Here is a 23,805-nt window from a genome sequence, read left to right as displayed (position 1 = left end):
CGGCAAGTGTCCGGCAAAGAGTGTGGGCGTCGGCGAAATGGAGCGATTGAATGTTCAAGAAACTGATCAACATCGTTGTTCTTGTGCCGGTCGCCATTATCCTGATTGTGCTCAGCGTAGCCAACCGCCAGAGCGTGACGCTGGCACTGAACCCCTTCCGGCCGGAAGACAGCGTGCTTTCGGTGAGCGCGCCGTTCTTCGTCTTCCTGTTCCTTGCGGTCATCGTCGGCGTCATTCTCGGTGCCGCCGCGACCTGGTTCAGCCAGGGCAAGTACCGGCGGCGCGCGCGCAACGAGGCCAACGAAGCAGTGAAGTGGCACCGCGAGGCGGAGAAACACCGCAGCCAGGCGGAAAAGCTCGCAACCCAGGCGACGCTGGCAGCGCCGCAGAACTGATCAGACGCTCACAAGCCTGCGAAGGCCGAGACGGGATGCCCCGGCCGCGTTGCGTTTTCAGCTCGCAGCTTCCGCCGTGCCGCCAACGGCGGCGCTAAAATCGGCGAAAAATTGCTGCGCCAATTTCTTGGCGGTCGAGTCGATCAGACGCGAGCCGAGCTGCGCGAGCTTCCCACCGATCTCCGCCTTGACGTCGTAACGCAGCACCGTTTCTTCCCCGTCCTCGGTCAAAGCGACATCGGCGCCGCCCTTGGCAAAGCCGGCGATGCCGCCCTTGCCTTCGCCCGAGATCGTATAGCTCTCTGGCGGATTGAGGTTAGAGAGCACGACATTGCCGGTGAAGGAGGCCGAGACCGGGCCGATCTTGATCTTCACCACGGCCGCAAGCTCGGTCGGCGACGTCATTTCCAGCGACTGGCATCCGGGGATGCATCGTTTGAGGATCTCCGGGTCGTTGAGGCCGCGCCACACCGCGTCGCGCCCAGCCGCAATCCGCTCTTCGCCGGTCATGTCCATGCGTTTTCCTCCCCCCATGCGACGCCGCGCGCCCGATATCGACGCGCAAATGTCGCTTCGACACACTAGACCTGCCGCGGAATTTTGTCGCGAAGCCGGTTCCGGCCCATGGAAATTCGCAGCGGGTTCTTGCGCCTTGATCTTCGCAAAACGGAAACGGCTTTGCCAAGAGCATCAGCGATGCTATTTGCAGCTTCAAGAGATGCCGCGGCTTCAGGCTGCGGCGACAAACCTCATGGCGTCCGCCGGCCCGTCCCGGATACTGCGTAGGCAGGCGGCCCATGCACTAGCAAAGCCCAGGGATTTCAGCGTGAAGGAAAAGGACCGGCGGTCGAAGAATGCCTCCGTGACGACGGCCAAGGGCCGTGGTGCCGAAGCGCGTGGCGGCGGCCGCCACGATCAGAAGCGTTCGGCGCCGCCAAAGGGCGGCGGCTTCAAGGAGCGGCCGGCGCGACCGGCGGTAGCGCAGGGCGCGGAGACGCGCGAGAAGCCAGCAAAGCATGCGCCTGCGCAGGAAACGCCGGCGCGGGTGATCGCGCGGCGAACCGGCGACAAGCCGGCCGAGCGCGTGCCGCTCATTCTTGAAACGTCCGACGCTTCCGGCTACCACCTGATCGACAGCGGCGCCGGCGAGAAGCTGGAACAGTACGGTCCCTACCGCATCGTTCGCCCCGAGGCGCAGGCGCTCTGGCCGCGCAACCTGCCCGACAGCGTCTGGGAAAAAACCGACGCGATCTTCACCGGCGACACCGACGAAGACGGCATGGGCCGCTGGCGCTTTCCCGGCGCCGTGCTCGGCGAAACCTGGCCGATGCAGCTTCTCAATACGGAGTTCCACGGCCGTTTCACCTCGTTCCGCCATGTCGGCGTCTTTCCCGAACAGCTCGCGCACTGGAGCTGGGTGAAGGAGCAGGTCGAGGCGGCCGGACGGCCGCTGAAGGTTCTGAACCTCTTCGGCTACACTGGCGTTGCCTCGCTGATCGCCGCCAGGGCCGGCGCCGAGGTCACCCATGTCGACGCCTCGAAGAAGGCGATCGGCTGGGCGCGCGAGAACCAGCAGCTGGCGCGGGCCGAAAACCTGCCGATCCGCTGGATCTGCGACGATGCGATGAAGTTCATCCAACGCGAGGAGCGACGCGGCAGCCGCTACGACATCATCCTCACCGACCCGCCGAAGTTCGGCCGCGGGCCGAACGGCGAGGTCTGGCAGCTTTTCGACCACCTGGCCGCGATGCTCGACATCTGCCGCGAGATCCTGTCGCCGGAGGCGCGCGGCCTGGTGCTGACGGCCTATTCGATCCGGGCGAGCTTCTACTCGATCCATGAACTGATGCGCGAGACGATGCGCGGCCGCGGCGGCCGGGTGGAGTCGGGCGAACTCATCATCCGCGAGGGCGGGCTTGACGGCCGCGAGCCGGGCAGGGCGCTTTCGACTTCACTCTTCAGCCGCTGGGTACCGCAATGACGAACGACAGAAGCGAGCACGGCACCGGTCGTGTCGGTCAGGTGAAGGAGGTCACGAGCCTCACCAACCCGATCATCAAGGATATTCGCGCGCTGACGCAGAAGAAGCACCGCGACGAGACGCGCTCCTTCATGGCCGAAGGCCTGAAGCTGGTGATCGACGCGCTCGACCTCGGCTGGAAGATCAAGACGCTGATCTATGCGAAGGCCGCCAAGGGCAAGCCGCATGTCGAACAGGTGGCGGCAAAGACCTTCGCCAAGGGCGGGCTGGTGCTGGAAGTCAGCGAAAAGGTGCTGTCGACGATCACCCGGCGCGACAATCCGCAGATGGTCGTCGGCATCTTCGAGCAGCGCTACCAGTCGCTGAAGGACCTGAAGCCGCAGCTCGGCGAAACCTATGTGGCGCTCGATCGCGTCCGTGACCCCGGTAACCTCGGCACCGTCATCCGCACGGCCGATGCCGCCGGTGCCTCCGGCGTCATTCTCGTCGGCGAGACCACCGATCCGTTTTCGCTCGAAACCGTGCGCGCGACGATGGGCTCGGTCTTTGCGATGCCGGTGGCGCGCGCCAGCGTCGAGGATTTCATCCGCTGGCAGAAATCCGCCGGCGTGAAGGTCGTCGCGACCCATCTCGCCGGTGCCGTCGACTATCGCACCATTGACTACAAGTCGAAGCCGGTCGTGCTTTTGATGGGCAACGAGCAGTCGGGTCTGCCGGAGGAGCTCGCCCGCGAGGCCGGTGCGCTTGCCCGCATCCCGCAAGCCGGCCGCGCCGACTCGCTCAACCTAGCGATCGCCACCGGCATCATGCTGTTCGAGGCGCGCCGTCACCTTCTGACCCTGGATGCCCGTGCATGAGCGAGAAGCAGGTGCTGTTTTCGCGGCCGCTGCCGATCGCGGTCTTCATCGTTCTCGCGCTCATCGCCGATCAGGTGATCAAGTATCTGGTCGAGCTTTACCTGCCGTTCAACCAGGCGGTCCATGTGGTGCCAATGCTGGCTCTCTACCGCACCTACAACTACGGCGTCGCCTTCTCGATGCTGTCGGGCATGGAAGGCTGGTTCATCGTCGGCATGCGGCTCACCGTCTGCGCCTTCGTGCTCTGGCTATGGAAGCGCACGCCGAAGGACCGGTTCTTCGCCCATTTCGGCTACGCGCTGATCATCGCCGGTGCGCTTGGCAACCTCGTCGACCGGGTGATCTTCGGCTACGTCATCGACTACATCCTGTTCTATACGGAGACGTGGTCCTTTGCCGTCTTCAATCTGGCCGATACCTTCATCACCATCGGGGCCGGGGCGATCATCCTTGACGAGCTTCTGCACGCGAAAAAGGCGGATCGGTAAGATTTTATCGAAGCCTTGAAGCCATTCGGAACGCCTGTCGTGTTAGCCGGAACGCATGAGCGAACCGTCACGACTGCTAGAGCGGATCGAAACCGGCTTCGGGAGAGACGCCCGGGCGGGTAGCGCTGCGTCGGTTTCGGCGCTTCCGCTCGATGGGGCGCCGTCCCGTGAGGTGTCGGCGCAGCCGGCTTCCGGTACGCGCTCTGCGCTTAATTACGCATCCCTGGCGCTGCTCGGCCTAGTCGCTTCCGGCCTTATCCTCGTCGTCGGCATGACTGCCGGCTTCCACTTGTTCGCCGCGGCGATTGCCGCGGCCGGCGTGGTCGGTGCGCTTCTGCTCGCCGTTGAAGCCATCCGCGCGTTCGATAGCGTGCCGGTTTCCGATGAGGCGGAGCGAGACAAGGATTGGCGCCGCTCTGAAACCTCGGCGCTGCTTTCGACCATTCACGATGCGCTGGGCGACCTTGCGATCATGCGCGGCATGGACGGAAAGATTGTCCACGCCAATGCCGTCTTCCATCAGATCTGCGGCCGGTCGGATGTCCGGGGCATGGCCTGCGGCGCCCTTGGCCTGAGCTTCGAGCCGAAGGCCGCGCCCAATCATTACCTCGTGCGCATCGCCGCGGCCGAAGGCATCCGCCTTTTCGATTGGCATGACGTGATCGCCCGCGATCCGGCGAGCGGCAAGCTCATGCGCCACAGCATTGCGCGCGATGTCACCGAGGAAGCGCGGGCGGCGCGCGAGCGTGAGGCGGCGCGCCGGCGGGCTGAAGAGGCCAGCCAGGCAAAGTCGCGACTGCTTGCCACCGTCAGCCATGAGATCCGCACGCCGCTTTCGGGCATTCTCGGCATGAGCCATCTGCTCGGCCAGACCCGCCTGTCGAGCGAGCAGAAGAACTATCTCGCCGGAATGCAGCAATCCGGCCACGCGCTGGTCCAGCTCGTCGAAGACCTTATCGACTTTTCGTCGCTTTCGGCCGGTCGCTTCCAGTTTCGCCCGAGCCGCCAGGATCCGCGTGGCGTGATCGAGAGCGTCGTGGAAATGCTCTCCAACCGCGCCCACGAGAAGGGCATCGAGATCGGCGCCACCGTTTCCGTCGACGTCCCCGCGCTGATGGCTTTCGATGCCGCGCGTCTGCGCCAGGTGCTTTTCAACGTCATCGGCAACGCGGTCAAATTTACGGAAGTCGGCGGCGTCTTCGTCAGCGCCGACACGATCGAAGACGGCGTGCGGATCCGCATCGACGATACGGGTCCGGGCATGTCGCCCGAAGATTTGAAGCGCATCTTCGAGGAGTTCGAGCAGGCCGGCAACGACGAGCAACGCGCCAAGGGCACAGGGCTCGGCCTTGCGATCTCCAGGCGCATCATGCAGGCCTGCGGCGGCAGCCTCACGGCCGCAAGCGCGCCCGGCCGCGGCAGCCGCTTTGAAATCCGCATGCCGCTTGCAGAGGTCGAGGCGATCGCGCCGGAGCGCCGCTCCACTCTTGCCGGATCGCATGTGCTGGTCATGGCCCCAGATGGCCCGGCCTCGGCGGCGCTGGCCGCAACCATCGCGACGCTTGGCGGGCGCTGCCACCGCGCAACGACGCTTGCCGCAGCCCAGCATGTTCTCGCCGACGTGCAGGCAGGCGGCGCGGCGCTCACCGACGTGATCGTCGATCACCGGCACGCACAGCAGTACGAGCAGCTTCTGGCGCTGCAGCCGGCCATCGGGCGGCTGGAGGTTCGCCGCACCTATCTGATCAATCCGGAGGAGCGCAACAGTCATCCCGTCAACCAGATGGATGGCTACGAGGCTTGGCTGATCCGGCCCTTGCGCGAAAAGTCGCTGGTCGAAGTGCTGCTCGGCCGCCTGAAGGGCATCGAAAAGCGCGACGCGATCAACGACAACAGGCCGGTCCTGCGCGAGGAGCCGGTCGTCGAACCCGACCGTCGACCGGGACACGGCATCCTGTTGGCCGAGGACGACCCGATCAATGCACTGATCATCCGCACCCTGCTGCAGCGCTCGGGACATGCGGTTCAACTGGTCAGCGATTTCGCGGGGGTCGCCGAGACGCTACGGGCGCCCGCCGGTAACACATCGCCGGAGCTTCTCGTCACCGACCTCAACATGCCGGGTGGCGACGGGCTTTCCATGATACGGCAGATACGCGCGGACGAGGCGTCGCGCGCGCTGGCGCGGCTGCCGGTGATCGTTCTGACGTCGGATATCCGCGAGGACATGCGCGACCGCCTGCTTGCCGCCGGTGCCGATGTCGTGCTCGCCAAGCCCGTGGAACCACAGGTGCTGACCGCCGAGATCGCGCGTCTGCTGCGCAAACGGTAACTCTTGCGGTGGTTACGGTATTGATCGGACAGCGGGGGTTGTACGCAATGTTCATGTCACTATGTTGTTGCAGAAACGTGGTCTAAGCCCCCGCAGACAGATTTGATTCGGGATTACGCGGATGGCCATCGAGCTACTGGATTCGGCGAACGTGGTTGACACTTCTCAGGCTTGCATCGGCAAGAAAGCCGCCGCTCCGGCGTCCGACGTTCTCGGCAGGATCGCCAATCTCGAGACGCGGCTTGCCCGAACGGCGTCGGAAATCGATGCCGCTCAGGCCGTGCGTTACAAGGTTTTCGTCGAGGAGATGAAGGCGCAGGTCGGCCCCGAGGCCGATCGGCGCAAGCGCGACGTCGACAGCTGGGACGCGATCTGCGACCATCTTTTGGTTCTCGATACCTCGATCGAAGGCGACGCCGAGGATCAGATCGTCGGAACATACCGGTTGCTGCGCCAGGATGTGGCTGAGCGCTCGGGCGGCTTCTACTCGTCTTCCGAATTCGCGATCGATGCGCTTCTCGCCCGTCATCCGACCAAGCGCTTCATGGAGCTCGGCCGTTCCTGCGTCCTGCCGGACTACCGGACCAAGCGCACAGTCGAACTCCTGTGGCAGGGCAACTGGGCCTATGCGCTCAAATACGGCATGGACGCGATGTTCGGCTGCGGTTCGTTCCCCGGTGTCGTTCCGGCCGAACATGCGCTGGCGCTATCCTTCCTGCACCACAATATCCGCGCCCGCGACGACTGGGCCGTCAGCGCACGGCCCGAGCTGCACCGGACGATGGATCTGATGCCGGCCGAGGCGATCAATGCCAAGAAGGCGCTTGCCGCTCTGCCGCCCTTGATCAAGGGCTATATGCGGCTCGGCGCCATGGTCGGCGACGGAGCGGTGGTCGATCATGCGTTCCGCACCACCGACGTTCTGATCGTTTTGCCGATCAGCAACATCTCGGGCCGCTACCTCAACTACTACGGCGCGGATGCCGGACGTTTCGGTGGCGCCGCCTCCTGACCGGGTCCCGGTGGGGTTAACCAATTATTAATGATGGGTTTGACTTTCAGGGTCGAAAGAGAGACATGTATTGTCATGTTCTTCTCTAGTTTCATGACGAACGAATAGAGAAAATAAATGGAGAAACTGCCGATCTTCCGGGGATCGACAGGCATAGGGTTCCCAAGACTCCGTCTTTCATTACCTTAAACATAAATGCATTACATGTTATTAAGCCCGCCTCCTTTTCGGAAGGCGGGCTTTTCTTCTTTATAGTTGTTTCGAATTGCTACCAATCGGGGTCGCGCGTTGATCCGAATGGAGACGGCTGCACTGAAATGGAGCAGCCGCCGGACCGGTTCCGGTCCTACATGCCGGCGTTATAGGCCGCGATCGCCGCCATATTGACGATGTCGGAATCCTTGGCCGACATCGAGACGATCTGGATCGACTTGTCGAAGCCGACGAGCAGCGGACCGATCACCGTCGAGCCGCCGAGTTCCTGCAGCATCTTGGTCGAGATCGATGCCGAGTGGAACGCCGGCATGACGAGCACGTTGGCCGTGCCCGAAAGTCGGCAGAACGGGTATTGCTCCATGACCCGGGCATTGAGCGCGACGTCGGCGGCCATTTCGCCGTCATACTCGAAATCGACGCGACGCTTGTCGAGGATGTTGACCGCCTCGCGCACCCGCTCGGAACGCTCGCCCTGGGGATGGCCGAAGGTGGAATAGGCAAGCATCGCCACGCGCGGCACGTAGCCGAGACGCTTGGCGAGGCCGGCCGCTTCCTCGGCGATATCGGCAAGCTCCTCCGAAGAGGGCATGTCGTGAACCGCCGTGTCGGCGACGAGCACGGTACGGCCGCGGCAGAGCGCGATCGAGACGCCGATGACGCGGTGGCCGGGCTTCGGGTCGATGCAGCGGCGCACGTCTTCGAGCGCCGTCGAATAGTTGCGGGTGAGACCCGTCACCATGCCGTCGGCGTCACCGAGCGCCACCATGCAGGCGGCGAAGTGGTTGCGGTCGTTGTTGATCAGACGCTGGGCGTCGCGGAAGAGGAAACCCTTCCGCTGCAGGCGGGCATAGAGATAGTCCGTATAGGCGCCGACACGCTTGGAAAGCCGCGCATTGACGATCTGGATGCCGGGGCGGTCGAGGTCGATGCCTTCACGCTCCGCCGTCTCGCGCATGCGCTCTTCGCGCCCGAGCAGGATGGCGGTGCCAAGCTGCTGGTTGGCATAGGCGATGGCCGAGCGCATGACCTGCACTTCCTCGCCTTCGGCAAAGACGATGCGTTTCGGCTGGCGCCGGACGCGCTCGTAGATGCGCTGCAGCGTCGAGGCGATCGGGTCGCGGCGGGCGGAAAGCTGGCGGCCATAGGCTTCGAGGTCGGTGATCGGCTTGCGGGCGACGCCGCTTTCCATCGCTGCCTTGGCGACCGCCATCGGGATCGCCGAGATCAGCCGCGGGTCGAAGGGGACCGGGATGATGTATTGCGGGCCGAAGCGCGGCCGGTTGCCCTGGTAGGCGGCGGCGACATCATCGGGCACGTCTTCCTTGGCAAGGCTTGCGAGCGCTTCCGCTGCGGCGATCTTCATCTCGTCGTTGATCGTTGTCGCGCGCACGTCGAGCGCGCCGCGGAAGATGTAGGGGAAGCCGAGCACGTTGTTGACCTGGTTCGGATAGTCCGAACGGCCGGTGGCGACGATGGCGTCGTCGCGGATACGGGCGACTTCCTCAGGCGTGATTTCCGGGTCCGGATTGGCCATGGCGAAGATGATCGGCCGCGGCGCCATCGAGCGCACCATGTCCTCCGAAAGCGCGCCCTTGGCCGACAGACCGAAGACCACGTCGGCGCCGTCCATCGCTTCGGCCAGCGTGCGGCGGTCGGTCTTGACCGCATGGGCCGACTTCCACTGGTTCATGCCCTCGGTGCGGCCTTGGAAGATCACGCCCTTGGTATCACACAGGATCACGTTTTCCGGATTGAAGCCCATCGACTTGATGAGCTCGATGCAGGCGATGGCTGCGGCACCTGCGCCGTTGCAGACGAGCTTCGTCGTCTTGAAGTCGCGGCCGGTCAGCGCCAGCGCGTTGATGAGGCCGGCCGCGGCGATGATCGCTGTGCCGTGCTGGTCGTCGTGGAACACCGGGATGTCCATCACCTCGCGCAGCTTCTGCTCGATGATGAAACAGTCCGGCGCCTTGATGTCTTCAAGATTGATGCCGCCGAAGGAGGGCCCGAGGAAACGCACGCAGTTGATGAACTCGTCGACGTTTTCGGTATCGACTTCAAGGTCGATGGAATCGACGTCGGCAAAGCGCTTGAACAGCACGGCCTTGCCTTCCATGACCGGCTTGGAGGCAAGCGCGCCGAGATTGCCGAGGCCAAGGATGGCCGTGCCGTTCGAGATCACGGCCACCATGTTGCCGCGGGTCGTATAGTCATAGGCGGTGTTGGGATCCTCGGCGATCGCCTTCACGGGGACTGCAACGCCCGGTGAATAGGCGAGCGACAGGTCGCGCTGGGTGGCCATCGCCTTGGTGGGGGAAATCTCCAGCTTTCCGGGGCGACCCTGCGAGTGAAAATCAAGCGCTTCCTGCGCGGTGACGCTCGTCATTGTGCGATCGGTCTTGTCGGTGGCCGGCATGTTTCCTCTATCCTCCTGTGGGCGAGCCTTGCGGCGCGCCTCTTTATGGTTGTCGTCTATATTTGCTTGGCGATAGTGTGCCATCTCTTTTTTCGGAACAATCATGAATTTCGTGACAGACTATTCGACCCGCGCGGGGGAGGTTTTATCCGCAGCCGAATTGGCGAGCGAGGAAAGCCGTTCCACCGCGACGCCGATGATGGAACAATTCATCGAGATCAAGGCGAACAACCCGGACTCGCTGCTGTTCTATCGCATGGGCGACTTCTACGAGCTGTTCTTCCAGGACGCGGTCGAAGCCTCGCGCGCGCTCGGCATCACGCTGACCAAGCGTGGCCAGCATATGGGGCAGGAGATCCCGATGTGCGGCGTGCCGGTGCATGCGGCCGATGATTACCTGCAGAAGCTGATCGGCCTCGGCTTCCGCGTCGCCGTCTGCGAGCAGGTGGAAGACCCGGCGGAAGCCAAGAAGCGCGGAGCCAAGTCAGTGGTGCGCCGCGACGTGGTGCGCCTGGTCACACCGGGTACGATCACCGAAGAGAAACTGCTTTCGCCGTCCGAGACCAACTATCTGATGGCGCTGGCGCGGATCAAGAGCGGCTCGGAGCCTGCCTACGCGCTTGCCTGGATCGACATCTCCACCGGCATCTTCCGGCTGGCCGAGACCGCCGAGAGCCGGCTGCTTGCCGATATCCTGCGCATCGAGCCGCGCGAACTGATCCTGGCCGATACGGTCTTTCACGACCCGGAACTAAGGCCCGTCTTCGACGTGCTCGGCCGCGTGGCCGTGCCGCAGCCGGCGGTGCTGTTCGATAGCGCGACGGCCGAGGGCCGCATCAGCCGCTACTTCGGCGTCAAGACACTCGACGGTTTCGGCACCTTCTCGCGCGCCGAACTCGCGGCGGCGTCTGCGGCGATCTCCTATGTCGAAAAGACCCAGCTTGCCGAGCGGCCGGCGCTCGGTACGCCCGAGCGCGAAAGTGCCGCCTCGACGCTCTTCATCGACCCGGCGACCCGCGGCAATCTGGAACTGGTAAAGACGCTGTCCGGCGCACGCGAAGGCACGCTGTTGAAGGCGCTCGACCGCACCGTGACAAGCGGCGGCGCCCGGCTTCTGGCCGAGCGGCTGATGTCGCCGCTGACCGACCCGGACCGTATCAATGAGCGTCTCGATTCCATCGAGATCCTGGCAGACCAGCCGTCCTTTGCCGGCGAGCTGCGCGATGCGCTGCGTCGCGCGCCGGATATGCCGCGTGCCCTGTCGCGATTGGCCCTTGGCCGTGGTGGCCCGCGCGATCTCGGCGCCATCCGGGCCGGCCTGCATGCCTCCGCGTCGATTGCGCGGATGATGGCGACCGGCACGCTGTCTGATGAGCTGAAAGGTGCGCGCGCTTCGATCGAGGCGCTGCCTGCCGGTCTGCTCGGCCTGCTCGATGCGACGCTTGGCGACGAGCTGCCGCTTCTGAAGCGCGACGGCGGTTTCGTGTGCGAAGGCGCCAATGCCGAGCTCGACGAGGTCCGGGGCCTGCGCGATCAGTCGCGCCGGGTGATCGCCGGGCTGCAGCTGCAATATTCCGAAGAGACCGGCATCAAGTCGCTGAAGATCAAGCACAACAACGTGCTCGGCTACTTCATCGAGGTAACGGCGGGCAATGCCGGTTCGATGACCGACACGGATGCCGGTCGCGCCCGATTCATCCATCGCCAGACGATGGCGAACGCGATGCGCTTCACCACGACGGAACTGGCCGAGCTTGAAAGCAAGATCGCCAACGCCGCCGACCGCGCGCTGTCGATCGAGCTCGAAGCCTTCGACCGGATGACGGCAGAGGTCGTCGCTGCTGCCGAGACGCTGAAGGCGGCGGCACTGGCGCTTGCGACCGTCGACGTCTCCGTCGGTCTTGCGGTTCTCGCCGAGGAACAGGCCTATGCCCGCCCCACGGTCGACCGTTCGCGCATGTTTGCGATCGACGGCGGCCGCCATCCGGTGGTCGAGCAGGCGCTGAAGCGTCAGGCGTCGAATGCCTTCGTCGCCAATGGCTGCGATCTTTCTCCGCCCGAAGGCGAGGAGGGCGGCGCGATCTGGCTGCTCACCGGTCCGAACATGGGCGGTAAGTCGACCTTCCTGCGCCAGAACGCGCTGATCGCGATCATGGCGCAGATGGGCACCTTCGTGCCTGCCGCGAGCGCCCATATCGGCATCGTCGACCGGCTCTTCTCCCGCGTCGGCGCCTCCGACGATCTGGCGCGCGGCCGCTCGACCTTCATGGTCGAGATGGTCGAGACGGCCGCGATCCTCAACCAGGCAACCGACCGCTCGCTGGTCATCCTCGACGAGATCGGCCGCGGCACCGCCACCTTCGACGGCCTGTCGATCGCCTGGGCGGCGGTCGAGCACCTGCATGAGGCGAACCGCTGCCGCGGTCTCTTCGCCACCCACTTCCATGAGCTGACCGTGCTTTCGGAAAAGCTCGGCCGTCTCTCGAATGCGACGATGCGTGTCAAGGAATGGCACGGCGACGTGATCTTCCTGCATGAGGTCGGTCCGGGTGCTGCCGACCGCTCCTACGGCATTCAGGTCGCCCGTCTCGCCGGCCTGCCGGCCTCGGTCGTGGCCCGCGCCAAGGACGTGCTCGCCAAGCTCGAGGATGCGGACCGCAAGAACCCGGCGAGCCAGCTGATCGACGATCTGCCGCTGTTCCAGGTGGCGATCCGCCGCGAAGAGGTGAAGCCCACCGGAAATTCCAAGGTCGACGAGGCGCTGAAGGCGCTGAACCCCGACGACATGACGCCGCGCGAGGCGCTCGATGCGCTCTATGCGCTGAAGAAGGAATTGAGCGCGACCAAGGCGGGGTGAGGAACGTGCGTGCGGTTTCCCGCCCGCATTCCAACCTTGGCCTATGCGCTGCGCCTTTTTCCTGTGCAAGCCGTCGGTAAAAAGGCTATACAGCGCCGCGCGCCTTTGCCGGCGCGGCGCTTGATTGCTGTTTGGTCTTTATTCGGCCTCGGTCGCAAGGATCATGCAGGAGCGCTTGACAGCGAACGACCACGCAACCAGTCGGACAGGGCGCCCCTCGGCACTTCATGGGCAGACAAGACATTTCCTTTCCCGAAATTCTCGACGTCGCAGCGCTCCGGGCGAAATGCGACTTCATCGCCTCGGCCCATGCCGAACAGCGCGACCCGATGCGTCAGGCGCTGCTCGCGGCCTTCAAGCAGGCAAACGTCGCTGGCCGGGCAAAGGCCCGTGAACTGTTCAATGCCGACGGTGCCGGCATTCTCTGCGCCGAGCGTATTTCCTGGCTGCAGGATCAGCTGATCACGGTCCTGCATGATTTCGTGCTGAACGAGATCTTCGATGCCGCCAATGCACCGCCGGCGTCGCGGATCGCCGTGACGGCGGTCGGCGGCTATGGCCGCGGCACGCTGGCGCCCGGTTCCGACATCGACCTTCTGTTCCTGCTGCCGGTGAAAAAGGCCGTCTGGGCCGAGCCGGCGATCGAGTTCATGCTCTATATTCTCTGGGATCTGGGCTTCAAGGTCGGCCACGCCACCCGCACCATCGACGAGTGCATCCGGTTGTCACGCGCCGACATGACGATCCGCACGGCCATCCTCGAGACACGCTACATCTGCGGCTCGCAGACGCTCTGCGCCGAACTGGAAACCCGCTTCGACCACGAGATCGTCCGCAACACCGGCCCGGATTTCATCGCCGCCAAGCTGGCCGAGCGCGACGAGCGTCACCGCAAGGCCGGCGACACGCGCTATCTCGTCGAGCCGAACGTCAAGGAAGGCAAGGGCGGGCTCCGCGACCTGCACACGCTGTTCTGGATCGCCAAGTACTTCTACCGGCTGAAGGACACTGCCGACCTCGTCAAGCTCGGCGTCTTGTCGCGGCAGGAGTACCAACTCTTCCAGAAAGCCGAGGACTTCCTCTGGGCGGTGCGCTGCCACATGCATTTCCTCACCGGCAAATCCGAGGAGCGGCTTTCCTTCGATATCCAGCGTGAGATCGCCGAGGCGCTCGGCTACCATGACCACCCTGGCCTGTCCGCCGTCGAACGCTTCATGAAGCACTTCTTCCTGGTGGCCAAGGACGTCGGCGATCTCACCCGCATCTTCTGCGCAGCGCTCGAAGACCAGCAGGCCAAGGACGCGCCCGGCATTTCCGGCATCATCGGCCGTTTCACCCATCGCAGCCGCAAGATCGCCGGTACGCTCGATTTCGTCGACGACGGCGGTCGCATCGCGCTTGCAAGCCCCGATGTCTTCAAGCGCGATCCGGTCAATCTGCTGCGCTTCTTCCACATCGCCGATATCAACGGACTGGAATTCCATCCGGCGGCACTGCGCCAGGTGACGCGCTCGCTGAGCCTGATCAAGCCGGCGCTACGCGAAAACGAGGAGGCGAACCGGCTCTTCCTGTCGATCCTCACCTCGCGCCGCAAGCCGGAACTGATCTTGCGCCGCATGAACGAGGCGGGCGTGCTCGGCCGCTTCATTCCGGATTTCGGCAAGATCGTCTCGATGATGCAGTTCAACATGTATCATCACTATACGGTCGATGAGCACCTGCTGCGCACCGTCGATGTGCTGTCGCGCATCGAGGGCGGCATCGAGGAGGAGGCCCATCCGCTCGTTGCCAAGCTGATGCCGGGGATCGAGGATCGCGAGGCGCTCTATGTCGCCGTGCTGCTGCACGACATCGCCAAAGGCCGGCCCGAGGATCACTCGACCGCCGGCGCCAAGGTGGCGCGCAAGCTCTGCCCGCGCTTCGGACTGTCGCCGAAGCAGACCGAACTGGTCGCCTGGCTGATCGAGGAGCATCTGCTGATGTCGATGGTCGCCCAGACGCGCGACCTCAACGACCGCAAGACGATCGTCGATTTCGCCGAGCGAGTGCAGTCGCTCGACCGGCTGAAGATGCTGCTCGTCCTGACCGTCTGCGATATCCGCGCCGTCGGCCCGGGTGTCTGGAACGGCTGGAAGGGCCAGCTCCTGCGCACGCTCTATTACGAGACCGAGCTGTTGCTGTCGGGCGGCTTCTCGGAACTGTCGCGCAAGGAACGTGCGGCCCATGCCGCGATCATGCTCGGCGAGGCCCTGACGGATTGGTCCGAAAAGGAGCGCGACGACTATGTGCGCCTGCACTACCAGCCCTATCTCCTGACGGTGGCGCTGGAAGACCAGATCCGGCATGCGCGCTTCATCCGCGAGGCGGATGCCGCCGGCAAGGCTCTCGCGACCATGGTGCGCACCCACCAGTTCCATGCGATCACCGAAATCACCGTGCTTTCGCCGGACCATCCGCGACTTCTGACTGTCATTGCCGGGGCCTGTGCGGCCGCCGGCGCCAACATCGTCGACGCGCAGATCTTCACGACCTCGGACGGACGCGCTCTCGACACTATTCTCGTCAACCGCGAGTTCGCCGTCGACGAGGACGAGATGCGCCGGGCTGCCAGCATCGGCAAGCTGATCGAGGACGTGCTTTCGGGCCGCAAGCGCCTGCCGGAAGTGATTGCCAGCCGCACCAAGATGAAGAAGCGCACCAAGGCGTTTACCGTCACGCCGGAAGTGACGATCAGCAACACGCTGTCGAACAAGTTCACGGTGATCGAGGTCGAAGGCCTCGACCGTCCGGGCCTCCTGTCCGAGATCACCGCGGTGCTGTCCGATCTTTCGCTCGACATCGCCTCGGCGCACATCACCACCTTCGGCGAGAAGGTGATCGACACCTTCTACGTCACCGACCTCGTCGGCCAGAAGGTGACGAGTGAAAACCGTCAGATGAACATTGCCGCACGCCTCAAGGCCGTCATGGCCGGGGAGGGGGACGAAGCGCGCGACCGCATGCCCTCGGGCATCATCGCGCCGCCCCCGGGCGTTTCCTCCGCTCACAGAACGACAAAAGCCGAAACATGAGTCTGGTCAAGAAATTTGCAACCGTCGGCGGCGCGACGCTCGGAAGCCGCCTGTTCGGCTTCATCCGCGAAACCTTCATGGCGGCAGCGCTTGGCACCGGCCCCGTTGCCGACGCCTTCAACACCGCCTTCCGCCTGCCCAACACCTTCCGGCGCCTCTTTGCCGAAGGCGCCTTCAATTCCGCTTTCGTGCCGCTCTTTGCCCGGGAGATCGAGGCGAACGGCATGGACGGCGCCCGGCGTTTCTCCGAGGAGGTCTTCGGCGTCCTCTTCACCGTGCTCCTGTTCCTGACGATCGCGATGGAATTGACGATGCCCTTCATCGTCAGCAACCTGATTGCGCCCGGCTTTGCCGACGACCCGGAAAAGCTCGGCAGCACCATCGTCTTTGCGGCGATCATGTTCCCCTATCTCGCCTGCATGTCGCTGGCGGCGATGATGGCGGGCATGCTGAATTCGCTACACCGCTATTTCGCAGCGGCGATCGCACCGGTCTTCCTCAATTTCATCCTCATCGGCGTGCTCGGCTATGCCTGGTATGCGGGTCAGGATCCGATCGCGGTCGGCTACGGACTTTCCTGGGGCGTCATGGCCGCCGGTCTCGTTCAGCTTGCGATCGTCTGGATCGCCGTGCGCGACGCCGGTATCAAGATCGGCCTTCGCCGCCCGAAGATGACCGCCAATGTCCGGCGTCTTTTGGTGCTGGCGCTTCCGGCGGCGATCACCGGCGGCATCACCCAGATCAACCTCCTGATCAACACCAACATCGCCTCGGCGCAGGAAGGTGCGGTGTCATCGCTCGTCTATGCCGACCGCATCTATCAGCTTCCGCTCGGTGTCGTCGGCATTGCTGTCGCAACCGTGCTTCTGCCGGAACTTGCCCGGGCGCTGCGTTCGGGCAACGTCAACGAGGCCTCGAACCTGCAGAACCGCTCGGTCGAGTTCACGCTGTTCCTGACACTGCCAGCCGCGGCCGCCTTGCTCGTCATGTCCGAGCCGATCGTCCGGTTGCTGTTCGAGCGCGGCAAGTTCTCGGCCGATTCGACCGTCATCGTCGGTCATATTCTGGCGATCTACGGTCTCGGCCTGCCGGCTTTCGTGCTGATCAAAGCCTTCATTCCCGGCTTCTTCGCGCGTGAAGATACGCGCACGCCGATGATCTTCGCTGCGATTTCCGTCGTCGTGAACGTGTCCCTGGCGCTCACCCTGTTTCCACGGCTTGGCGCCAGCGGCATCGCTACCGCCGAGATCGTTGCCGGCTGGGTCAATGCCGTGCTGCTGTTCGCAACGCTTGTCTGGCGCGGCCATTGGGGCAGGGACATCCCGCTTCTGACCCGTATCCCGCGTCTCGTCCTCGCCGCGGCGGGCATGGCGGCGGCGCTGTATTATGCTGTCGACTGGTTCGCCTTCGAGCTGTCCTCGGCAGCCTCGCTCTTCACGCGGGCAACGACGCTGACGGGTCTCGTCGCGGTCGCCATGGTGATCTACTTTGCGCTTGCCTTCGGGCTCGGTGGCGCGAGCCTCGGGATGATCCGCCGCAACATCAAGCGCGGGGCGAAAGCGCCCGACGCAGCACCTGAGGCGAGCGACTGATGCGCCAGACCATCGCACGCATTGCCCTGGTCGTGCCGGATTACGATGCCGGCATCGCCTTCTATTGCGGCAAGCTCGGTTTCGATCTCGTCGAAGACACCGTCCTCGATGCGACCAAACGCTGGGTCGTCGTTCGTCCCAAGGGTGCTGTCGAGACGGCTTTGCTGCTCGCCAAGGCGGACGGCGAGCGCCAGCAGGCGGCGATCGGCAACCAGACCGGCGGCCGGGTCGGCTTCTTCCTGTTCACCGACGATTTTTCCCGCGACCATGCGGCGATGCTGGCCGCAGGCGTCGTCTTTCTCGAAGCGCCGCGCCACGAGCCCTATGGCACCGTGGCGGTCTTCAGCGACCCGTTCGGCAACCATTGGGATCTGCTGCAGCCGGCGGCATGAGGGTGCCTCGCCGGGCCCCTTGATTGCCTTGCATCCTGCGTGCATAAGCCATGCCGTTAGCAACATGGGCCAGCCGGCCCTGGGGCCCTCCACCAGCCTATTGAGGACGACATGAACGAATTCAAGCCGCTCGTATTTTCCGGCGTTCAGCCGACGGGCAATCTCCATCTCGGCAATTATCTCGGCGCGATCCGCAAGTTCGTGGCGCTGCAGGAAAACAACGATTGCATCTACTGCGTCGTCGACCTGCACTCGATCACCGCGCAGCTCGTGCATGAGGATCTGAAGGGGCAGATCCGCTCGATCGCCGCCGCCTTCATCGCTTCGGGCATCGACCCGAAGAAGCACATCGTTTTCAACCAGTCGGCCGTGCCGCAGCATGCGGAACTCGCCTGGATCTTCAACTGCGTCGCCCGCATCGGCTGGATGAACCGCATGACGCAGTTCAAGGACAAGGCCGGCAAGGACCGCGAGAACGCCTCGCTCGGTCTGCTCGCCTATCCGAGCCTGATGGCGGCCGACATCCTCGTCTATCGCGCCACCCATGTTCCTGTCGGTGACGACCAGAAGCAGCACCTGGAGCTGACGCGCGACATCGCCCAGAAGTTCAACATCGACTTCATGGAGCATATCCGCAGCGCCGGTTGCGGTGTCGACATGGTCGTCGGTGAGGAGCCGATCCATGCCTACTTCCCGCCGGTGGAGCCGCTGATCGGTGGCGCGACGCCGCGCGTCATGTCGCTGCGTGACGGCACCAAGAAGATGTCGAAGTCGGACCCGTCCGATCTCTCGCGCGTCAACCTGATGGACGATGCGGAGACGATCTCGAAGAAGATCCGCAAGGCCAAGACCGATCCGGACGCGCTTCCGAGCGAAGTGGACGGCCTGAAGGGCCGTCCGGAAGCCGAAAACCTCGTCGGTATCTACGCGGCGCTGTCGGACAAGACCAAGGAGCAGGTGCTCGCCGAGTTCGGTGGACAGCAGTTCTCGGTCTTCAAGCCGGCGCTGGTCGATCTCGCGGTCGAGGTTCTCTCGCCGATCACGGCTGAGATGCGCCGGCTGATGGGCGACACCGCCCATATCGACGCGATCCTCAGGGATGGCGGCGAGCGGGCGCGGGCGCGGGCAGAAAAGACGATGCGCGAAGTGCGCGAAATCATCGGCTTCCTGCAGTAAATTGACTGGGTCCGGGGAACTCCCGGACCCAATTTCATTTTGATGGTCGGCTTTCACCAGCCGAAGTGAACCTCGACCGGAAGCCTCGGGCACTTTTCCGTGTCCTCGTCTGAAACGCAAAAATCAGACCTTGCGGCGGCTCGCGCGGGATGTATTGTTCACCCTATGGTCTCGACCCGACTCTCTCGACTTGAAGGACATCGCCGCAAATTCATGGCGGTGATTGACGATACCCCGGAATGCGGGCGCGCCGTGCACTATGCGGGCATGCGAGCCAAAAATTCCAACGGTGGCCTCGTCCTGCTCTATGTGATCGCCGACGGCGACTTCCAGCAATGGCTGGGGGTTGAGGAAATCATGCGTGCGGAAGCACGCGAGGAGGCCGAGGCGACGCTCGCCAAGGTGTCCCAGTCGGTGCGCGAGCGCATCGGTATCGAGCCGGAAGTCGTCATCCGCGAGGGCACGGCGACCGATCAGATCCACGCGGCGATCGAAGAGGATCGCGATATCGCCATTCTGGTCCTGGCAGCCGGTTCGGCGAAGGAAGGCCCCGGTCCGCTGGTGTCGTCCATTGCGGGCAAGGCCGCGGCCTTTCCGATCCCCGTGACGGTCATCCCCGATGCCCTGACGGATGAGGAGATCGACGCGCTTAGCTGACCTGCGTCGCTATGCGCTCTTGCGAGCCGAGAGCCATGCTCCTATATTCTTTTGAATTATTCTAAAAAGCTGGGCGGATGGCGCTCCCGGCGAAACGGAGACAGACATGTTCATTCAGACCGAAGCCACGCCGAACCCGGCGACGCTGAAGTTTTTGCCGGGCAAGGTCGTCCTGGAAAACGGCACGGCCGAATTCCGCGACGAGGAAGAAGCACGCGCCGGCTCGCCGCTTGCGGCACGGCTGTTTTCGATCCCCGGCGTCACCGGCGTCTATTTCGGCTACGATTTCATCACCGTCACCAAGGAAGGCCAGGAATGGCAGCACCTGAAGCCGGCGATCCTCGGTTCGATCATGGAGCACTTCATGTCGGGCCAGGCGATCATGGCTGGCAGCGGCCGCGCCGAGCAGTCCGACGAGGAAGACGAGTTCTTCGACGAGGGTGACGAGACGATCGTCGCCACGATCAAGGAACTCTTGGAAACCCGCGTGCGTCCGGCCGTCGCCCAGGATGGCGGCGACATCACCTTCCGCGGCTTCAAGGACGGGACTGTGTTCCTCAACATGAAGGGCGCCTGCTCCGGTTGCCCGTCGTCCACCGCGACGCTGAAGCATGGCGTGCAGAACCTGCTGCGCCACTTCGTTCCCGAGGTGGAGGCCGTCGAGGCCGTGTAAAATAGCGCGCGCCTGTCCGGCGCGCCGGTTTCGCGTATCGATTTTGCCGCAAAGCCCGATCGGCTTTGCGGCTTGTGGCGTCTGAAAGATCCTGCGTTGAAATGATTGTACTTGCGCTCGACACGTCCGGTTCCGGTTGCTCCGTTGCCGTCTATGACAGCGAAACGGAAGCCGTGCTCGGGCGTTCCGGGGCCGATCTCGGCAAGGGACATGCCGAGCGGCTGATGGAATTCGTCGACGAGGCGCTGGCTGCGTCCGGCCGGTCGCTTGACGCTATCGACCGTATCGCCGTCACCGTCGGCCCGGGATCCTTCACCGGCATTCGCGTTGGCGTCGCGGCCGCTCGTGGCCTGGCTCTGGCGCTCGGCAAACCCGCCGTCGGCGTCTCGACGCTTGCCGTCGTCGCCGAGGGGCTGCGCCGCACGGCTGCCGGAAAGCCCGTCCTCGTTGCCATCGACGCCAAGCGGGACGAGGTCTATCTCCAGGCTTTCGATGCGACCGGCGGTGCCACAGGCGAGCCCGAAGCCCTCTCCGTCGAAAGTGCCCGCGAACGCTTCGCCGATTTCGACGGCGTCATTGGCGGCTCCGGCGCGCATCTCGTTGCTGACGATCTGCCGTCCAAACCTTCAGAACTCATCGATGTTGCCGCGGTTGCCGCCCTTGGAGCCGCTGCCGATCCAGCCTCGGCCAAGCCGCGTCCGCTATATCTCAGAGGCCCCGACGCCAAGCCGCAGGCGGGCTTCGCGATTGCCCGAGCATAGACCGAGATGAGCTTTACCGATTACTTCACCCGCCGTACCGAGTTCGATATCTTCCCCCTGGAGGAAGCGGACCTGATCGCCGCGGCGGCGCTGCATCGTCAGCGTTTCGCGTCCCCGTGGAGCGATGGCGAAATCCATGCGCTTTTGGTGCAGGAAACGGTGTTCGGCTTTGTCGCCCGGCAGACCAATGGCAGCTTCCGCCCGGCCTTCGGTGGGTTTGTCCTGTCGCGTGCGGTTGCCGGCGAGGCGGAAATCCTGACGATCGGCGTCGAGCCGCGTTATGCCCGCTCCGGTCTCGGCTGGCGGTTGATGCAGGCGGCGATGCGCGAAGCGCTGGTCAAGGGCTCCGAGGCCCTGTTCCTCGAAGTGGACGAGACCAATGGGCCGGCAATCGGGCTTTACCGTAAGCTTGGCTTCAACAAGGTCGGCGAACGCCGCGCCTATTACCAGGACAAGGCCGGCCAGCGGACCGCCGCGCTTGTCATGCGGCTCGATCTTCGCTAGTCCCGACACGGACAGGAGCAGGATGAGGAAGGCCAAGGCGGTCTTTCGCCCGCATCCGGCTTTACCCAATTTGGAACAGGTCACGATGATCGCGCCGCGGTTCGGCTGAAGATCATCGCGATTCTCAAGGTCTCGCGCAGGAAAACTCTTCCCGGATGGTCAATTGGCTACGGATCGCGATCTTCGCAGCGCTTCTGGCGCTGGTTTCGCTCGTGCTGATGCCGATCCAGGTCGTCTGCCTCTGGCTTGACCTGAAACCCCGGCGCCGTCTGCCGCGATATTGGCACCGGCTCGCCTGTTACCTTCTCGGCATCAAGGTGCGCGTCCACGGAATGGCGGATCGCCGCCGGCCGCTTTTGATCTGCGCCAACCATGCCTCCTGGAAAGACATTCTGGTGCTTTCCTCGGTTGCCGACGTCGTCTTCGTCGCCAAGTCCGAGGTGAAGGGTTGGCCGGTCTTCGGCGTGCTTGCCCGGCTGCAGGCGTCGATTTTCGTCGAGCGTGAACAGAAGCGCTCGACCGGCAAGCAGGTGAGCGAAATCGGCGAGCGCATGGCCGCCGGCGAAATCGTCGTGCTGTTTCCCGAGGGGACGACCTCGGACGGCAACCGTCTTCTGGAGATCAAGACCTCGCTTTTCGGAGCGGCCGCGTCCGCCGTGCCGCATTCGCCGACCGGTCTCGTGCATGTGCAGCCGGTCGCGATCTCCTATACCGGCATCCACGGCATGCCGATGGGCCGCTTCAACCGGCCGATCGCCGCCTGGCCGGGCGATACCGAACTGGTGCCGCATCTGCTCGGCATCCTGCGCGAGGGCGCGATCGAGGTCGATGTCGATTTCGGTGAGGCGATCGACTACGACCGCCACACCAATCGCAAGGAAGTGAGCCGTACGGTCGAGCAACGCATCCGCAGCATGCTGTCGGATCGTCTGCGCGGGCGGGCCTGAGACGTCCCGGGCAAGGGCGGCTGCGCCGAAAATACTTCAACTTCCGACCACTTTGCACTAAAGAACCCGGCATGACCCAGGAAACTGCCCTTCTGTCGACGACGCCCGCCACGGGCGACGAGCGCGCCCCGGCCCGCAAGGTCTTCGTCAAGACCTACGGCTGCCAGATGAACGTCTACGATTCCGACCGCATGACGGACGCCCTGTCGCGCGACGGCTATGTCTCGACCGACGTGCTGGAAGACGCAGACTTCGTGCTGCTCAACACCTGTCACATCCGCGAGAAGGCGGCTGAGAAGGTCTATTCCGAACTCGGCCGCCTGCGCGACCTGAAGAAGGAAAGGGCCAAGGAAGGCCGCGAGATGGTGATCGGCGTTGCCGGTTGCGTCGCGCAGGCCGAAGGCAACGAGATCCTGCGGCGCGCGCCCGCCGTCGATCTCGTGATCGGCCCGACCACCTATCACCGCCTGCCCGAGGCGCTGAAGCGCGCCCGCAGCGGCGAGCGCGTCGTGCAGACGGACTATGCCGTCGAAGACAAGTTCGAGCACCTGCCGGCACCCGACAAGGCAAAGACCCGCCTGCGCGGCGTCACCGCCTTCCTCACGGTTCAGGAAGGCTGCGACAAGTTCTGCACCTTCTGTGTCGTGCCCTATACGCGCGGCTCCGAGGTTTCCCGCCCCGTCGCCCAGATCGTCTCGGAGGCGGAGAAGTTGGTCGAGGGCGGCGTGCGCGAGATCACCCTGCTCGGCCAGAACGTCAACGCCTGGCATGGCGTCGGGCCCGATGGCCGCGAATGGGGCCTTGGCGACCTGCTTTTACGCCTTGGCGAGATCGAGGGCCTTGCCCGGCTGCGTTACACCACCAGCCATCCGCGCGACATGGACGACAGCCTGATCGAGGCGCATCGCTCGATGGAAAAGCTGATGCCCTACCTGCACCTGCCGGTGCAGTCGGGCTCCGACCGCATCCTGAAGACGATGAACCGCAGGCATACGGCGGCGGAATATCTGGCGCTGATCGCGCGCATCCGCGCCGTCCAGCCGGACCTCGCCCTGTCGGGCGATTTCATCGTCGGCTTCCCAGGCGAGACCGATGAGGACTTCGAAGACACCATGCGCCTCGTCGAGGCCGTGGGTTATGCACAGGCATTTTCGTTCAAATATTCGACCCGTCCCGGCACGCCGGGCGCCGAGCTCGGCGACCAGGTTCCCGAGGACGTGAAAGCCAAGCGCTTGGAAAAATTGCAGGCTTTGCTGTTTTCTCAGCAGCGCGCCTTTGCCGAGTCCTGCGTCGGCCGCGAAATCGACCTGCTCTTGGAGAAGGAAGGGCGCATGCCCGGCCAGCTCGTCGGGCGTTCGCCGTGGCTGCAGCCGGTGAATGTTGATGCAAAAGCATCGCAAATCGGTGACATTATCAAGGTGCGAATCATCAAGGCCGGGCCGAACAGCCTGTTTGCGGAGATGATCGGGTAAGGACCG

The 23,805-nt window shown here is 64.1% G+C and carries 19 protein-coding genes; 17 read left to right on the top strand and 2 right to left on the bottom strand.

All coding sequences use genetic code 11. The features are described 5' to 3' along the window. Positions 1–50: 50 nt before the first annotated feature. Positions 51–395 carry a lipopolysaccharide assembly protein LapA domain-containing protein gene (locus tag IB267_RS13370; RefSeq protein ID WP_034797442.1) on the top strand — a complete coding sequence of 115 codons (345 nt, stop codon included), beginning with the start codon at positions 51–53 and terminating at the stop codon, positions 393–395. Positions 396–452: 57 nt separating this feature from the next. Here IB267_RS13370 and IB267_RS13365 read toward each other — a convergent pair whose 3' ends face one another. After that, on the bottom strand, positions 453–911 hold the full coding sequence (locus tag IB267_RS13365; protein WP_192448024.1) for a carbon monoxide dehydrogenase subunit G: 459 nt from the start codon (positions 909–911) through the stop codon (positions 453–455). Positions 912–1,221: 310 nt separating this feature from the next. On the opposite strand from IB267_RS13365, the gene IB267_RS13360 reads away from it, so the two are divergent. The 5 genes from IB267_RS13360 (at position 1,222) to IB267_RS13340 (ending at position 7,065) form a co-directional block, all read left to right on the top strand. Further along, the gene (locus tag IB267_RS13360; protein WP_192448023.1) at positions 1,222–2,376 is read left to right on the top strand and encodes a class I SAM-dependent rRNA methyltransferase; all 1,155 of its coding nucleotides are present in this window, start codon (positions 1,222–1,224) and stop codon (positions 2,374–2,376) included. Beyond that, positions 2,373–3,233 (top strand): RNA methyltransferase, encoded by an 861-nt coding sequence (locus IB267_RS13355; RefSeq protein ID WP_192448022.1) that lies wholly within the window; start codon positions 2,373–2,375, stop codon positions 3,231–3,233. Before IB267_RS13360 ends, IB267_RS13355 begins: the two co-directional genes overlap by 4 nt. Beyond that, positions 3,230–3,721 carry a signal peptidase II gene (gene lspA, locus IB267_RS13350; RefSeq protein WP_043615632.1) on the top strand — a complete coding sequence of 164 codons (492 nt, stop codon included), beginning with the start codon at positions 3,230–3,232 and terminating at the stop codon, positions 3,719–3,721. The genes IB267_RS13355 and lspA overlap by 4 nt, the downstream gene beginning before the upstream one ends. A 55-nt stretch (positions 3,722–3,776) precedes the next feature. Next, positions 3,777–6,053, top strand: coding sequence for an ATP-binding protein (locus IB267_RS13345; protein WP_192448021.1), 2,277 nt, complete (start codon positions 3,777–3,779; stop codon positions 6,051–6,053). A 121-nt stretch (positions 6,054–6,174) separates the two neighbouring features. Beyond that, positions 6,175–7,065, top strand: coding sequence for a GNAT family N-acetyltransferase (locus tag IB267_RS13340; protein WP_043615637.1), 891 nt, complete (start codon positions 6,175–6,177; stop codon positions 7,063–7,065). Between the two features lie 346 nt (positions 7,066–7,411). Here the strand turns inward: IB267_RS13340 and IB267_RS13335 are convergent, their stop codons facing one another. Next, positions 7,412–9,697, bottom strand: a complete 2,286-nt coding sequence (locus tag IB267_RS13335; protein ID WP_192448020.1) for an NADP-dependent malic enzyme — start codon at positions 9,695–9,697, stop codon at positions 7,412–7,414. A gap of 103 nt (positions 9,698–9,800) precedes the next feature. On the opposite strand from IB267_RS13335, the gene mutS reads away from it, so the two are divergent. The 11 genes from mutS to miaB all read left to right on the top strand — a co-directional run bounded on the left by mutS (position 9,801) and on the right by miaB (position 23,799). Next, positions 9,801–12,554, top strand: coding sequence for a DNA mismatch repair protein MutS (gene mutS, locus IB267_RS13330; RefSeq protein WP_192448019.1), 2,754 nt, complete (start codon positions 9,801–9,803; stop codon positions 12,552–12,554). Positions 12,555–12,781: 227 nt separating this feature from the next. Further along, complete coding sequence (locus IB267_RS13325; RefSeq protein ID WP_192448018.1) at positions 12,782–15,625, top strand: [protein-PII] uridylyltransferase; 2,844 nt, start codon at positions 12,782–12,784, stop codon at positions 15,623–15,625. Beyond that, the gene (murJ, locus tag IB267_RS13320) at positions 15,622–17,217 is read left to right on the top strand and encodes a murein biosynthesis integral membrane protein MurJ (protein ID WP_192448017.1); all 1,596 of its coding nucleotides are present in this window, start codon (positions 15,622–15,624) and stop codon (positions 17,215–17,217) included. The genes IB267_RS13325 and murJ overlap by 4 nt, the downstream gene beginning before the upstream one ends. After that, positions 17,217–17,609 carry a VOC family protein gene (locus tag IB267_RS13315; RefSeq protein WP_192448016.1) on the top strand — a complete coding sequence of 131 codons (393 nt, stop codon included), beginning with the start codon at positions 17,217–17,219 and terminating at the stop codon, positions 17,607–17,609. Before murJ ends, IB267_RS13315 begins: the two co-directional genes overlap by 1 nt. Positions 17,610–17,720: 111 nt before the next feature. Continuing rightward, the gene (trpS, locus tag IB267_RS13310; RefSeq protein WP_192448015.1) at positions 17,721–18,785 is read left to right on the top strand and encodes a tryptophan--tRNA ligase; all 1,065 of its coding nucleotides are present in this window, start codon (positions 17,721–17,723) and stop codon (positions 18,783–18,785) included. A 165-nt stretch (positions 18,786–18,950) separates the two neighbouring features. After that, the gene (locus tag IB267_RS13305) at positions 18,951–19,442 is read left to right on the top strand and encodes a universal stress protein (protein WP_043615656.1); all 492 of its coding nucleotides are present in this window, start codon (positions 18,951–18,953) and stop codon (positions 19,440–19,442) included. A gap of 106 nt (positions 19,443–19,548) precedes the next feature. Beyond that, positions 19,549–20,115 carry a NifU family protein gene (locus tag IB267_RS13300; RefSeq protein ID WP_043615659.1) on the top strand — a complete coding sequence of 189 codons (567 nt, stop codon included), beginning with the start codon at positions 19,549–19,551 and terminating at the stop codon, positions 20,113–20,115. Positions 20,116–20,216: 101 nt separating this feature from the next. Beyond that, positions 20,217–20,876 carry a tRNA (adenosine(37)-N6)-threonylcarbamoyltransferase complex dimerization subunit type 1 TsaB gene (gene tsaB, locus IB267_RS13295; RefSeq protein WP_192448014.1) on the top strand — a complete coding sequence of 220 codons (660 nt, stop codon included), beginning with the start codon at positions 20,217–20,219 and terminating at the stop codon, positions 20,874–20,876. Positions 20,877–20,882: 6 nt separating this feature from the next. Then, positions 20,883–21,380 carry a GNAT family N-acetyltransferase gene (locus IB267_RS13290; RefSeq protein WP_192448013.1) on the top strand — a complete coding sequence of 166 codons (498 nt, stop codon included), beginning with the start codon at positions 20,883–20,885 and terminating at the stop codon, positions 21,378–21,380. Positions 21,381–21,535: 155 nt separating this feature from the next. After that, positions 21,536–22,327: a 1-acyl-sn-glycerol-3-phosphate acyltransferase gene (locus IB267_RS13285; RefSeq protein ID WP_060519777.1), complete on the top strand. Its 792-nt coding sequence runs from the start codon at positions 21,536–21,538 to the stop codon at positions 22,325–22,327. A gap of 71 nt (positions 22,328–22,398) precedes the next feature. Continuing rightward, the gene (gene miaB, locus IB267_RS13280; protein ID WP_192448012.1) at positions 22,399–23,799 is read left to right on the top strand and encodes a tRNA (N6-isopentenyl adenosine(37)-C2)-methylthiotransferase MiaB; all 1,401 of its coding nucleotides are present in this window, start codon (positions 22,399–22,401) and stop codon (positions 23,797–23,799) included. Positions 23,800–23,805 lie beyond the last annotated feature (6 nt).

This window comes from Ensifer sp. ENS09, assembly GCF_014852425.1.
Classification (GTDB): domain Bacteria; phylum Pseudomonadota; class Alphaproteobacteria; order Rhizobiales; family Rhizobiaceae; genus Ensifer.
This window is presented reverse-complemented; position numbering and strand designations above follow the sequence as displayed.

Bases quoted from the DNA above. Each gene is read 5' to 3' on its own strand.
- miaB (WP_192448012.1), top strand. From the start codon at position 22,399: ATGACCCAGGAAACTGCCCTTCTGTCGACGACGCCCGCCACGGGCGAC.
- IB267_RS13365 (WP_192448024.1), bottom strand. From the start codon at position 911: ATGGACATGACCGGCGAAGAGCGGATTGCGGCTGGGCGCGACGCGGTG.
- mutS (WP_192448019.1), top strand. From the start codon at position 9,801: ATGAATTTCGTGACAGACTATTCGACCCGCGCGGGGGAGGTTTTATCC.
- IB267_RS13340 (WP_043615637.1), top strand. From the start codon at position 6,175: ATGGCCATCGAGCTACTGGATTCGGCGAACGTGGTTGACACTTCTCAG.
- IB267_RS13315 (WP_192448016.1), top strand. From the start codon at position 17,217: ATGCGCCAGACCATCGCACGCATTGCCCTGGTCGTGCCGGATTACGAT.
- IB267_RS13300 (WP_043615659.1), top strand. From the start codon at position 19,549: ATGTTCATTCAGACCGAAGCCACGCCGAACCCGGCGACGCTGAAGTTT.
- IB267_RS13305 (WP_043615656.1), top strand. From the start codon at position 18,951: ATGGTCTCGACCCGACTCTCTCGACTTGAAGGACATCGCCGCAAATTC.
- IB267_RS13325 (WP_192448018.1), top strand. From the start codon at position 12,782: ATGGGCAGACAAGACATTTCCTTTCCCGAAATTCTCGACGTCGCAGCG.
- murJ (WP_192448017.1), top strand. From the start codon at position 15,622: ATGAGTCTGGTCAAGAAATTTGCAACCGTCGGCGGCGCGACGCTCGGA.
- lspA (WP_043615632.1), top strand. From the start codon at position 3,230: ATGAGCGAGAAGCAGGTGCTGTTTTCGCGGCCGCTGCCGATCGCGGTC.
- IB267_RS13290 (WP_192448013.1), top strand. From the start codon at position 20,883: ATGAGCTTTACCGATTACTTCACCCGCCGTACCGAGTTCGATATCTTC.
- IB267_RS13355 (WP_192448022.1), top strand. From the start codon at position 2,373: ATGACGAACGACAGAAGCGAGCACGGCACCGGTCGTGTCGGTCAGGTG.
- trpS (WP_192448015.1), top strand. From the start codon at position 17,721: ATGAACGAATTCAAGCCGCTCGTATTTTCCGGCGTTCAGCCGACGGGC.
- IB267_RS13285 (WP_060519777.1), top strand. From the start codon at position 21,536: ATGGTCAATTGGCTACGGATCGCGATCTTCGCAGCGCTTCTGGCGCTG.
- IB267_RS13335 (WP_192448020.1), bottom strand. From the start codon at position 9,697: ATGCCGGCCACCGACAAGACCGATCGCACAATGACGAGCGTCACCGCG.
- tsaB (WP_192448014.1), top strand. From the start codon at position 20,217: ATGATTGTACTTGCGCTCGACACGTCCGGTTCCGGTTGCTCCGTTGCC.
- IB267_RS13370 (WP_034797442.1), top strand. From the start codon at position 51: ATGTTCAAGAAACTGATCAACATCGTTGTTCTTGTGCCGGTCGCCATT.
- IB267_RS13345 (WP_192448021.1), top strand. From the start codon at position 3,777: ATGAGCGAACCGTCACGACTGCTAGAGCGGATCGAAACCGGCTTCGGG.